The organism is Methyloceanibacter marginalis (assembly GCF_001723295.1).
GTDB lineage: Bacteria > Pseudomonadota > Alphaproteobacteria > Rhizobiales > Methyloligellaceae > Methyloceanibacter > Methyloceanibacter marginalis.
Window position 1 is genome coordinate 1 of the sequence record NZ_LPWD01000022.1, and the last position, 9,291, is coordinate 9,291.

General features: G+C 62.7%; 9 protein-coding genes, 1 tRNA gene and 1 pseudogene. 2 read left to right on the top strand and 9 right to left on the bottom strand.

The features are described from left to right. From AUC71_RS00885 to AUC71_RS00895, 3 genes and pseudogenes are all read right to left on the bottom strand, one after another. A pseudogene (locus tag AUC71_RS00885) lies at positions 1-252 on the bottom strand (hypothetical protein); the annotation flags it as partial. A gap of 34 nt (positions 253-286) precedes the next feature. Continuing rightward, positions 287-1,279 carry an HAD family hydrolase gene (locus AUC71_RS00890; RefSeq protein ID WP_069622739.1) on the bottom strand — a complete coding sequence of 331 codons (993 nt, stop codon included), beginning with the start codon at positions 1,277-1,279 and terminating at the stop codon, positions 287-289. A 69-nt stretch (positions 1,280-1,348) separates the two neighbouring features. Continuing rightward, positions 1,349-2,989, bottom strand: a complete 1,641-nt coding sequence (locus AUC71_RS00895; RefSeq protein WP_204376599.1) for an arylsulfatase — start codon at positions 2,987-2,989, stop codon at positions 1,349-1,351. A 190-nt stretch (positions 2,990-3,179) separates the two neighbouring features. Between AUC71_RS00895 and AUC71_RS00900 the strand changes: the two genes are divergently transcribed. Next, complete coding sequence (locus AUC71_RS00900; protein WP_069622745.1) at positions 3,180-3,857, top strand: Crp/Fnr family transcriptional regulator; 678 nt, start codon at positions 3,180-3,182, stop codon at positions 3,855-3,857. A gap of 13 nt (positions 3,858-3,870) precedes the next feature. Here the strand turns inward: AUC71_RS00900 and AUC71_RS00905 are convergent, their stop codons facing one another. The 6 genes from AUC71_RS00905 to AUC71_RS00930 form a co-directional block, all read right to left on the bottom strand. Next, a complete protein-coding gene (locus AUC71_RS00905) occupies positions 3,871-4,191 on the bottom strand; it encodes a hypothetical protein (RefSeq protein ID WP_069622740.1) in 321 nt (106 codons plus the stop codon). A 177-nt stretch (positions 4,192-4,368) separates the two neighbouring features. After that, positions 4,369-5,520 carry a hypothetical protein gene (locus tag AUC71_RS00910; protein WP_069622741.1) on the bottom strand — a complete coding sequence of 384 codons (1,152 nt, stop codon included), beginning with the start codon at positions 5,518-5,520 and terminating at the stop codon, positions 4,369-4,371. A 178-nt stretch (positions 5,521-5,698) separates the two neighbouring features. Further along, on the bottom strand, positions 5,699-6,811 hold the full coding sequence (locus AUC71_RS17170; RefSeq protein WP_280139254.1) for a sulfatase-like hydrolase/transferase: 1,113 nt from the start codon (positions 6,809-6,811) through the stop codon (positions 5,699-5,701). Next, positions 6,742-7,461, bottom strand: a complete 720-nt coding sequence (locus tag AUC71_RS21680) for a sulfatase-like hydrolase/transferase (protein ID WP_280139255.1) — start codon at positions 7,459-7,461, stop codon at positions 6,742-6,744. Before AUC71_RS21680 ends, AUC71_RS17170 begins: the two co-directional genes overlap by 70 nt. Positions 7,462-7,676: 215 nt before the next feature. Further along, positions 7,677-7,753: transfer RNA gene (locus AUC71_RS00925), tRNA-His, on the bottom strand. Between the two features lie 280 nt (positions 7,754-8,033). Then, positions 8,034-8,540, bottom strand: coding sequence for a phasin (locus tag AUC71_RS00930; protein ID WP_083237956.1), 507 nt, complete (start codon positions 8,538-8,540; stop codon positions 8,034-8,036). 325 nt (positions 8,541-8,865) lie between these two features. On the opposite strand from AUC71_RS00930, the gene AUC71_RS00935 reads away from it, so the two are divergent. Next, positions 8,866-9,291: hypothetical protein (locus tag AUC71_RS00935; RefSeq protein ID WP_141701351.1), on the top strand; the 426-nt coding region annotated here is incomplete at its 3' end.

Genomic DNA, 9,291 nt, shown 5'->3' on the forward strand with positions numbered 1-9,291 from the left:
GCCTTCCTTCGCCAGCCGGTCGAAGTTCGGGGTCTGCATGCCCCGCGCCTCGCCGCCGAGATAGGGCCCGAGATCGCCCCAGCCGGTATCGTCGGAGACGATCAGCAGGATGTTCGGCTTGTCGGACTTGGCGTCCGTCGAGGCCTCGGGTTGCGTGCCCGCCGGCGCGTCGGTGTCCTGCGCGTGGGCAATGCCACCGCAGGCCAGCAGGCCAGCGACCGCGAGAGCGGTTCCATGTTTGAGCAAACGCATCTGGCTACTCCTCCTCTCGATTTCCCGTGGGGGGCTAGTTTTCTGGGGGAAACACGTCTTTCCAGTCGTTCTTCATATCGACCACGATCCAGCCTTTGGCAGGCGCGTCGTCAAGCGCCTTGTCGAGGCGGCCGAAGGTCGACTCGCGGTCGTAGGCGTATTCGCGTTCCGCATCAGTGTGATGAACGATCAGGCCGAGCCGCGCGCCCTCGCCCGCGGTCGTCCAATCCAACATCTGATAGTCGCCGTCGGAGTTGCCGAACGCCGCGATGGGCCGCTGGCCGATATGCTGGTTGATGCCGACGGGCTTACCGTCCTTGTCATCGATGAAATCCACTTCGGGCAAACGGATCAGCGTCGGCTTCCCGTCGACAATCTCGTATTTTGTCTTGATGCTCGAGCCCACGACCTGCGCCGGCGGGATGCCGTAGACCGGTTCCGAGAAGTTGCGCACGAACTCGATACCGCCGCCGGAGACGATATAGGTGGTGAAGCCCTTGTCACGCAGATAGGCGAGCAGCTCGAGCATGGGCTGATAGACGAGCTTGGTGTAGCCCCGCTCGAAGCGCTTGTCCTTCGCGGTGGCAAGCCAGTCGCCGACGATCTGCTGAAACTCTGCCGGAGACATGCCCGCATGGGTCGCGGCCACCAATTGGGCGATGCCTTTTTCTCCCGATGCGGCAAGGGCCTTCATGTCCCCCTCGAGAACGGCTTTGAAGGGCTGCGTGTCCTTCCACTCCGGGTGCTCGGGCGCCAATTGCTTCACGCGGTCAAGCGCAAAGGCGAGTTGGGTATACATTGGCTGCTCGAGCCACAGCGTGCCGTCATTGTCGAAGGTGGCGACGCGGTCCTTGATCGGCACATAGTCGGCGCTCTCGGGCTCGGTCACCTTGGTCACGAAATCAACGATGGCTTGCTTGGAGGCGCCGTCATTCCAGGACGGCAGGGGATCGGGCTCTTGTGCGGACGCAGTGGAGACAAAAAGGATCGCGGCCAGCGCGATCAGGCGACGGATCATCTTGGGCATCGCGAGCTCTCGGTGGACTGACGAGATAATAGGCCGGGCGCGGTTGAGCCGCCCGGCCTATTTAATTTCCTATTGAAGATCGCTCTGCAGCTTGCCGAGCGCCTTTTCCAATTCCTCCATCTGTCCGCCGACGCTGAAGCTGGCCGGTTTCTGACGGGGCGGATAGCTCTCGAAGGTCTTCAGGAACTTGCCGACATAGGCTTGCGCCGGGACCAAAATATACGCCCGGCTCAGCATCCAATCGTAATAGGTGTTGGAGGTGATGTCGGCGCGCTCATAGGGATCGCGGCGGAGGTTGAAGATCTTGGGCACCCGCAGCTCGGTGAAGGGATTGGCCCAGATCTTGAGCGTGCCTTCGGCTCGCTGCTCCATGAACGCGACCTTCCAGTCGTGATAGCGGAGCGCCATGAGGTCGCCGTCGTCGGAGAAGTAGAACACCTCGTCGCGCGGCGCCTTTTCCTCCTTGCCCGTCAGGTGAGGCAGGAAGTTGTAGCCGTCGAGATGGACCTTGTAAGTGGTCCCGCCTGCCTCGTAGCCGTCGAGAAGCTTTCTCCTTGCGTCCGTCTGGCCGGCCGCGGCGGCGAAGGTCGGCAGCCAATCCATATGGTGCATGATGTCGTTCGACACCGTGCCTGCCTCGATCTTGCCGGGCCAGCGCACCATGGCCGGCACCCGCCAAGCGCCTTCCCAATTCGTGTTCTTCTCGCTGCGGAACGGCGTGGTGCCGGCGTCGGGCCACGTGTTCTGATGCGGCCCGTTGTCGGTCGAGTAGAACACGAGGGTGTTATCGGCGATTGCGAGATCGTCGAGCGCCTTCAGGAGCTCGCCGACGTGCCGGTCATGCAGCACCATGCCGTCGGAATACTCGTCCTGTCCGGAGATGCCGCGATCCTTGTCCGCCACGTGGGTGCGGAAATGCATATGCGTGCCGCTCCACCAGACAAAGAACGGCGTGCCCGACTCGTTGGCCTTCTTGATGAAGTCGATGGCCGCGGCGACCGTCTCGTCGTCGACGGTCTCCATCCGCTTCTTGGTGAGCGGACCGGTATCATCGATCTTCTGCTTGCCGACCTTGCCGAAGCGCGGATCGACAGTCTCGTCGTCCTCCTCGGTGGCCCAGCTATGCAGGACGCCGCGCGGACCGAACTTCGCTTTGAAGGCCGGGTCTTTCGGATAGTCCTCGTTCTCCGGCTCTTCCTCGGCGTTCAGGTGATAGAGGTTGCCGAAGAACTCGTCGAAGCCGTGCAGGGTCGGCAGGAACTCGTTCTTGTCGCCGAGATGGTTCTTGCCGAACTGGCCGGTGGCGTAGCCCTGAGCCTTCAGCATCGTGGCGATCGTGGGATCCTCGGCGCGCAAGCCCAGGTCGGCGCCCGGCAGCCCGACTTTGGAGAGGCCGGTGCGGAACACGCTCTGTCCGGTGATGAAGGAACGACGCCCCGCCGTGCAGCTCTGCTCGCCGTAATAGTCGGTGAAGATCATCCCTTCATTGGCGATGCGATCGATGTTCGGCGTCTTGTAGCCCATCAGGCCCTTGGTGTAGGCGCTGATATTGCCCTGGCCGATATCGTCGCCCCAGATGACGAGGATGTTCGGCTTATCGGTCTTGGTATCCGTGTCTTGTGCCCAGGCCAGGCCGGCCGTCGCGAGCACGAACAGTGCCACGACCGCCATCAGGCCGACCGAACTCGGCCCCGTGTTTCGCAGGTTCATGAGACGCTCCTCCTCTTTGTGCGCAATTCGGCGATTCGGGGGCCGTGAAGCAGGTCCGCGTTCGCCTCTTTTTTGTCCCGAGCCGTGCGCACGGCCACTTTTCCTTTCGGGACAACTCCACATGGTATATTTCAACCACGTTGTGGAATCGCTCAGATGACCGAATTGAGGGCTGATGGACGCTCCGACGATGGATCTGGGTTGCGCTTTGGATATGCTGGCAACCCAGGGGTGGTTTGCCGAGCGTTCGGCGGAAACCCGAGCCCGCCTCGGCACCATCGCCAAGCTCCGCAGCTTCACCAAGGGCGATCGCATCTATCTGGCCGGCGACCGGCCCAATGGCATGTTCGGCCTGATTTCGGGGTCGCTGAACATTTCCATTCCCCGGGCGGACGGCGAGGACTACACAGCCCATCGCGCCGGCGCGGGATTCTGGCTCGGGGATCTTGCCCTGTTTTCACAAGGGCCGCGCCTGGTCTCGGTTCACGCCGCCGAGCCCACGCTCATGGTGCAGCTTCCCAGTCCTGAATTGGTCCGGCTCGTGCGAGATGACCCTCGGCTTTACGCCGATTTCTATGCCCTGACCTACCAGAACTTCCGCATGGCGTTCGACATCATTTCAAATCTCGCCATTCCTTCCACGGAGAAGCGCGTCGCCGACCGGCTTGTCCTCGAGGCGAAGATGCGCGGCGACCAGGAGGGCTGGATCCCGCTTTCGCAGGCCGAACTCGCAAACATGACGGCGGTGTCGCTCCCCACACTCAAGCGAATCTTGCGGCGCTTCGTCGAACTGGGCCTCATCGACCACCGCTACGCGCGCATTCAGGTGCTCGACAGAAGCGCGCTCGTGCGTCTCTGCCGGGGCTGACCAGCTTTCGAACTTACCGGATGCAAGCGTTGTATTGGTTCTTCCACTTCGCGGCGCGGGTCTCTTTATAGCGGTTGTAGTAATAGGTGCAGTTGTTGGTCACCCTGGCGTGACCCCAGCCTACGCCGGTTCCGACCCAGAGCGCATTGCCGCCCCAGCGTGCGGCGTTGCCGATCGTCCGGCCCGTGTTCCGCGCCGCTCTGCCGACCGACTTGCCGACATTTTTCCCGACATGTGCCGGCTTGAATTTCTTCGCCTCGGCCGGTGTGTCGAAGCTAGCGGTGGTGAAGAACGCCGCGACGGCGCAAATCGCTATGGTGGTTGCTGTCTTCATGGTTCCATCCTCCCTTGCGTTTTATCGACCGCTTCTTTAGCCCGGCGGTTCGACCCACGCAGCCTAGCACGCCGCGCTCAAAGACGCTCGTCACCGTTCCGCACGGCGTGGAAAACGATCCGCGGACCGAGCGCCGACAACTTTGTCAGGGGTGTAGCGGCGTGCTCGGAGTCGCGCCTACCAGCGGAAGGACAGCTCGGCGATCGGCCCATGCAGCACGGCGTCGATGCCGCGTGCGCCCTTGCTGGTGTCTTCCTCGAAGTCCAGCCACAGCGCCTTGTAGCCGAGCGTCGTCGTGGTCTCGTAGCCGAACAGCGTGCCATCGTAATTGTAGGCGAGCACCGCCTGCCAGCTCAGCCCGTCCTCCACATTGAAGCCACCGAAGTCGCCCATGGCGGTGACGGAGCGGCCGTTGCCGAGATCGTGCGTCATGCGCAAGGCGATCACGGGATCCACCCAGCTCATGTTGCCGGTGTCGACAAAGGCGAAGTTCTTGTTGAAGTCGCTGTTGTTGAGGTTGAGCGCGCGCTGAAGGAGACCGAGGCGCAGTTTGTCGAGCGCCTCGAGCGCGGCGATGGCCTCGCCGCGGTTGTCGATTCTTTCGAGGGTCTTCTCCAGCCGCGCCACGCGCCGGTTGAGCCCCTTGTTCTTGGCGCGGACGATCCGGTCTTCCAGGAGCTGCGTGCGCAAAGCATTGAATTGGGCCAGCGCCTCAAGGCGCTCTTCCTGGTTCTCGATGCGGTTGATGCGGTTTCTGAGGCGGTCGGCCAGCCGCCCAAGCTGAATCCTGGCGTTCACGTCGATCGCGGCGGTGATGTCGATCTCCTGCTCGATATAGCGGGCGCCGGCGCCGAGTTCGAAGCTTGTCCTACCGCCGTTCGGGCCGGCGAAGTCGGCGACTTGATAGAACGCATCGGCCTGGTAAACGCCGAAGGTGTAGTCGGCGCCGATGCGCCCATTGCCGGTCAGCTTCAGGGCGGGAATTGGCTCCGCCTCGCCGACGAAGTCAGACTCCATGGCGAACTTGGCGTAGATGACGTCGGCGAAGAAGGAGAAGCGGCCGCGCGTCGCCTCGAAGTTGGCCATGACGATGGGGCCGTCGAGCGCCTCGATCAAATCGATCGGGTCGGCATAGACGTTGAACTTCTCGCCGCGGGCGGTGACGTCGCCCTCGACCCACAGCGCCCAGGCATAGAGGCCGCCGTCGAAGGTCCAGGCCGAGCCCGGCGTTTCGGGCCCGGGCGGCAATCCCTCGGCAAACGCAGGCGCCGGCTGCAAGGGAGCCGTAACAGCCAGGCCGAGCAAAGCCATCCAGAACTTGCACTTCATGACGCGCCCTACCCCTCTTGGCCCGCAGAATAGTGGGCTTTAAGTCCGGGGGCGCAACTCTGTGCGCGTTGCCAATGACAATTCCCCCGGCTTGTTGCGCGCGCGCCACACAGGCCCAGCCAAGAAAAAGGGCGCCCCCGAAGGGACGCCCTCGCCGATAAAGAGTGGCTTCCGAGTCTTAAGGTTGGAAGCGCCCGAAGCCGTGCTTCTTGAGCCACGCCTTGATCGCCATCTCGCCCTCCGGGATGACGTCGTAGAGCGGCGGGTTGTTCGACAAGAAGCCCACCTTGAACTGAGGCGGGTACTCGAAGAGCACCTTCATGTAATCTCCCGCAGCGGCACCGAGCGGCACGGCCATGGGAATGTGGCGGATGCCGATCGAGACGTCCTCTTGCGGGTTCGTGTAGAGATTGAAGACGACACCGCCTCCCGTGTCCGTGAAGATCGAGCCGGAGAAGCCGCCAATATTGCCCTTCTGGACGATGCCGTCCTCGATCTCGCCGGTGACCACACCCTTGAACTCATCGATGCGGATCGCCGCGTAGTACTGGTTCAGGGTGTAGATGCGGCTGCGCCGGGTCGACAGGCCGTCGTCGGCGACCAGGAATGGCGTCTGATCGACGCCGTCGATATAGGTCTTCTTCGGGAACAGCTCGGCGAGCTTGGCGCCGGGATAGCCCGCCAGCGAAAGCGCCGTCGGCAAGATGTCGGCGAGATCGAACAGCTGGTCGGATTTGCGCGGCGCGATCATGCCCTTCCAATAGACGAAGGTCGGCACGCGCACGCCGCCTTCCCAGCTCGAGCCCTTGCAGCCGCGGAACGGCGTGCGCCCGCTCGGCGGGATCTCGCACTCCGGTCCATTGTCGGAGGTGAAGATGACAAGCGTGTTCTCCGCCTCGCCGATGTCCTCGAGCTTCTTCATGAGCTGTCCGAAGACATAATCCATGTGCACCAGGCAGTCGCTGTAGACGGTGCGCGCCATGGACTTGCCGGCCCACTCGTCCGACGGATAGTTGTCGAAGTGGCAGCCGCGCGTGGCGTGGTAGAGATAGAACGGTTTGGTGCCGCCCTTCATCTTGTCAAGGAAGGCGAGGCTCGTCTCGAGCCAATGCTTGTCGAGGTCCTTGATGTAGTCGAGGTCGATGAGCTTACCGTTCTCGCATTTCTGCGTGTCGGCCGGCGTGCAGTGCACCTCGTAATGATTGAAGTTGTCCTCCTGCATCATCTTGAAGCGTTCAGGAGACAAGGCGACCTCGGGATTGAAATAGATGTCGCGCCATTCGGTGTACATGTCGGAGACGCCGAGGAAGCCACATAGTCGTCGTAGCCGACATTCTGCGGCAGCGACCCCTGGTTCTCGCCCATGTGCCATTTACCGACGCCTTGCGTGATGTAGCCCTCTTTCTTCAACAGATCCGGCATGGTGAGGGCGCCGTCGAGGCCGCCCGGCTCGCCGTACATCGGCGGCCGAAGGATGCCGTGATGCAGCGGGTTCTGGCCGGTGTGGATGGTGGCACGGGTCGGCGAGCACGACGGTGTGGAATAGGCGCTCGTGAGGATCAGGCCCTCCGCGGCGACCTTGTCCATCTCCGGCGTGGCATTGCCGACGGAAACGCCGCCGCCGTTAAAGCCCGGGTCCATCCAGCCGACGTCGTCCAACAGGAAGATCAAAATGTTGGGCTTCTTGCCGGTCTTCTCGGCGAGCGCGGCGAGCTTGTCGGCTGCGTTCTTCTCCAGGTCGGGGTGCTGGATGACCGGATACATGTTCGGCGCCGGCTTGACCGGCGTCAGGTGCATGTACTGCTCGGGATGGCTGAATCCCGGCGCGGTCGTGGGGCCGGTCGCATCGCCACGAATATTGGACTGAGCGGCAGCCGGACCGGCCGCGGCGAGGCCCAACAGGGCGACGGCACAGGATCTGGCTAGGAAAGACCTCAACATAGGGGGCTCCTTCGTCGTTGCGGGGCGCGTCAGGCGGATGATTTGCGCGGGCATCCGCCATCGAACGCTTCAGAACCTCGATGCGTGAATCACATCGACGTCCGCCTGTTTATCGGGCGGAGGCGCACGAGATCAAGTTACGAGCGTATGACGGGGAAAACCGGAAGCGGTTGGGGTAAACCTGCTGCACGGCATTAGAAACAAAGCGCAACGATTGGTACCGCTGACTGGATTCGAACCAGTGACCTCTTGATCCACAATCAAGCGCTCTAACCAACTGAGCTACAGCGGCACTGCGGCCCGATGTTGAGCCTCATGCCGGGAAACTAAGGGCAGGCACGACCCGTTGCAAGCGGACCGGCGCGGCCGGGCCGGAGGCACCGCTGATTTCACGGGCGCGTCCAAAAATCAAGTCCGCCCGCCAAAACAAAAGGCCCGGGAATGGCCCGGGCCTCGCAATAAACGCACCTTACTCTTTACGCTGCGGACGCAACTGACTTGACGCAACTGACTTCAGGGCGCGCGCAGCTTGGCGCACGGCCTCACGCAACTCGCTCTTCAAACTGCTCGCCTCAAGACGCCTTGCGGACGACCTCGAAGGAACGCGACATCTGATCCTTGATCGGCTCCGACGTGTCGGCGGCGATCTTGGTGGTCAGCGCCCGGATCTCGCCCGCCTGGCTCGCAAACACGTCGAACTGGCTGCGGATGAAGGCGGACTGAAGCTCGACGATCTCGGCGAAGTTCTTGGCGCCGGCCAGGCTCTTGGCGAGATCGAAGCCGGAGTTCAGATTGCGCTGCGCGATGTCGATGAGCTTGCGGTTGAAGGCGGTCGCGCCCTGCCCCGCAGCGTCGAACGAACGCTCCAGCGCATCGATGGACTCTTCCAGAGCTTCCTTGCCGCGCTCATAGGCTTCGCGGGTCTGGTTCACCGTCTTCTCGGCGAGCGCGCGAACGCTCTCGGGCACGGTGGTGTCGAGCTTGAGCGCCTCGAATTCCCTGGCAGCGCTCTTGAACGTCTCCTCGGCCTTGTCGACCACTTCCTGCGGGGTCTCGGGAATGGGGGATGTCTCGGTCATTGTGGCACCTCTTCGTTGAGCTCCTCAATTCGCCTGATAGGACTGAATGCGGATTCACCCTTTGGGGACGTTGGGCCGCCGCTTTTTGTTGCACTGCAATATAAATGGTGCGATGCGGCACTTCAAGAGGCACAGTGCCTAAGAGCGCGGCTTTTTCGCTTGTGGACGAAATTCTTGCTTTCGGCCTATGCATCCCATCGAATTCGCCTAAATTTAGTGGTCGAGTCGAGTAAGCGCCCCAAGAGGGCGTGTCACGTGGCCGAGCCGGACCCCAGCGCTCAAAGGCGCAAGGACGGGCTCTTTAAGTATGTCAGTGGGGCCAATCATGGCCGACCTCAGACTGCAACGGCGCATCGAAGAGGGAGACCGCGAGGCGCTTGAGCATATCGCGCGCGCGCTGGAAGGCCGCGTTCTGCCCGGCCCCGGCGCGACCTCCCCTGTGCCCGAGACGAACGGACAGGCCAAAGCGGAGACCGCGAAGCCCGACGACGCCAAAGACCCGCTCGTGCTTGCGCCGGAGGGCCTGGAGGTGCTGCTGGAGGCGATGCCGGCGGCGATCGGGATCCTGAAGCGCGGCACTCATCTATACCAACAGCGCCTTCGCCTACGCCTTCGGCTACCGGTCTCCTTCCGAGCTCTTGGAGGCGGGCGGCATCGACGCCATCCTGCCCGGCGGGGCCGCGCTGCTACAGGCCGGGGATATGTCGGACGCACCGAAGAGGTGGACGCGCTGACGCGGTCGCGGCGGCGG

Coding starts and splice junctions, on each gene's coding strand:
- AUC71_RS00930 (WP_083237956.1), bottom strand. CDS start 8,540: ATGACCGAGACATCCCCCATTCCCGAGACCCCGCAGGAAGTGGTCGAC.
- AUC71_RS17170 (WP_280139254.1), bottom strand. CDS start 6,811: ATGTACACCGAATGGCGCGACATCTATTTCAATCCCGAGGTCGCCTTG.
- AUC71_RS21680 (WP_280139255.1), bottom strand. CDS start 7,461: ATGTTGAGGTCTTTCCTAGCCAGATCCTGTGCCGTCGCCCTGTTGGGC.
- AUC71_RS00910 (WP_069622741.1), bottom strand. CDS start 5,520: ATGAAGTGCAAGTTCTGGATGGCTTTGCTCGGCCTGGCTGTTACGGCT.
- AUC71_RS00890 (WP_069622739.1), bottom strand. CDS start 1,279: ATGCCCAAGATGATCCGTCGCCTGATCGCGCTGGCCGCGATCCTTTTT.
- AUC71_RS00905 (WP_069622740.1), bottom strand. CDS start 4,191: ATGAAGACAGCAACCACCATAGCGATTTGCGCCGTCGCGGCGTTCTTC.
- AUC71_RS00895 (WP_204376599.1), bottom strand. CDS start 2,989: ATGAACCTGCGAAACACGGGGCCGAGTTCGGTCGGCCTGATGGCGGTC.
- AUC71_RS00900 (WP_069622745.1), top strand. CDS start 3,180: ATGGATCTGGGTTGCGCTTTGGATATGCTGGCAACCCAGGGGTGGTTT.